Source organism: Mesorhizobium sp. M7A.F.Ca.CA.004.04.2.1 (genome assembly GCF_004022825.1).
Classification (GTDB): Bacteria; Pseudomonadota; Alphaproteobacteria; order Rhizobiales; family Rhizobiaceae; genus Mesorhizobium.
In genome coordinates this window covers 1-1,787 of record NZ_RZPH01001150.1, presented here as the reverse complement: position 1 = coordinate 1,787, position 1,787 = coordinate 1, and the positions used below count along the sequence as shown (strand labels likewise).

Below are 1,787 nucleotides of genomic sequence, written 5' to 3'. Positions count from 1 at the left end.
TGGTGTTCCTGAACAAGGTCGACCAGGTCGACGACGCCGAGCTGCTCGAATTGGTCGAGCTCGAGGTTCGCGAGCTTCTGACCAAGAACGAGTTCCCCGGCGACGACATTCCGATCGTCAAGGGTTCGGCTCTGGCTGCGCTGGAAGATTCCGACAAGAAGATCGGTGAAGACGCGATCCGCGAGCTGATGGCTGCGGTCGATGCCTACATTCCGACGCCGGTTCGTCCGCTCGACAAGCCGTTCCTGATGCCGATCGAAGACGTGTTCTCGATCTCGGGCCGCGGCACGGTCGTGACCGGCCGCGTCGAGCGCGGCGTGGTCAAGGTCGGCGAGGAGCTGGAGATCATCGGCATCCGTCCGACGACCAAGACGACCTGCACGGGCGTCGAGATGTTCCGCAAGCTGCTCGATCAGGGCCAGGCCGGCGACAACATCGGCGCGCTGCTGCGCGGCGTTGATCGTGAAGGTGTCGAGCGCGGCCAGGTTCTGGCCAAGCCGGGCACGGTGAAGCCGCACAAGAAGTTCGTGGCCGAAGCCTACATCCTGACCAAGGATGAAGGTGGCCGTCACACGCCGTTCTTCACCAACTACCGTCCGCAGTTCTACTTCCGCACGACCGACGTGACCGGCATCGTGTCGCTGCCGGAAGGCACCGAAATGGTGATGCCGGGCGACAACATCACGGTCGATGTCGAGCTGATCGTGCCGATTGCCATGGAGGAGAAGCTGCGCTTCGCTATCCGTGAAGGCGGCCGCACCGTCGGTGCCGGCATCGTCGTCACCATCAAGGAATAATCGAGCCCGGCATTCGCCGGATCGACAAGAAAAGGGCGGTCTTCGGGCCGCCCTTTTCTTTTGCGAGGCTATCGGTTGCGGCCCAGTCGGCCGAACCCTGTTGCAAGGCTCCGGGCCTCGACTAGTATAGGTTGCATCGAGGGGCTTTTTTCAAATGGTTCCAAGGCGGTTTTTCCATCGTCGGGCATTGTGGCCGCTGGCTCTGACCTGGCTGCTCGCATTGCTTGCCGCAGGCCCGGGAGCCTTTGCGGCGGATGCGGCGCCGGATCTTGGGCCGACGATGCGGTTCGGCATCGTTCGCAGCAACGCACCGGGGTGCGAGCCGATCTGCCCGGAATGGATATCGGCCGAGGGCTCGATAGAAGCCGGCACGCCGGCACTCTTCAAACGCATGCTGAAGACGCTTGGTGGGCGGAAACTGCCTGTTGTCGTCGATTCTCCCGGCGGCAATGTCGAGGCGGCGCTGACGCTTGGCCGGCTGATCCGCAAGAACAAGTTCGATATCGCCATCGGCAAGACGGTGTTTTCCAGCTGCCAGCCCGATGCGAAGGGCTGCCAGGGCCGTGACGCCCGCTACTTCGGCGATGTCATCGACTATGGCGCCATGTGCAATTCCGCCTGTCCTCTGATGTTTGCCGGCGGTATCAGGCGGGTGGCCGGCGAATGGGCCTATCTCGGCGTCCATCAGATCACCACGACCTACATCCGTACGAAATTGCAATACCGGACCACCTATCGCGTCGTGGGAGGCAAGAAGAAGATCCTCAACACAAAGATCGTCAGCCGCAAGAACGCCGGCAGCTACAAGACCTACGAGATGAGCAAGGCGGTTGAGAAAAAGCTGGCGGCCTACCTGAAACAGATGGGCATCGAACAAAGCATGCTCGAAACGATGAAGGGCACCCCGGCCAGCGAAATCCACCAGATCGCCCTCGACGACATGCTGGCGATGAAGCTGGTCACCAGCACGGACGCTGTAGGCGTGTTGAC

At 61.7% G+C, this 1,787-nt stretch carries 1 protein-coding gene and 1 pseudogene; both read left to right on the top strand.

All coding sequences use genetic code 11. The features are described from left to right. Positions 1 to 797 (top strand): elongation factor Tu (locus EN893_RS32315; protein WP_128362108.1); only part of this gene is annotated, 797 nt, incomplete at its 5' end. Positions 798 to 951: 154 nt separating this feature from the next. Next, positions 952 to 1,787 (top strand): annotated as a pseudogene (locus tag EN893_RS32310) (hypothetical protein); the annotation flags it as partial.